1 pseudogene is annotated in these 206 nt (G+C 62.1%); it reads right to left on the reverse strand.

Features of this window, described 5'->3' with window-relative positions:
• A pseudogene (locus tag Q1A48_RS21690) lies at positions 1 to 206 on the reverse strand (hypothetical protein); the annotation flags it as partial.

A 206-nucleotide genomic window follows, 5' to 3' on the forward strand; every position in this document is an offset into this window, starting at 1 on the left:
CACAGGCGCCCCCGCAGGCTGTAAATGGGCTCCAGCAGCCATTGCAGCAAGCTCCGTTCCGCCAGTTGCACATCGGCGGACAGGGTCATGCCCGGCTTGAGGGAAAAGTGCCGGCCATAGGCATTAACCGTCGGTTGTGCCAGTTTTGCCGTGACCCTGAACACCGGCTCACGCACTGTGACAGGAACACGGAGCAGCTCATCGGG

The organism is uncultured Microbulbifer sp. (assembly GCF_947489355.1).
Classification (GTDB): domain Bacteria; phylum Pseudomonadota; class Gammaproteobacteria; order Pseudomonadales; family Cellvibrionaceae; genus Microbulbifer.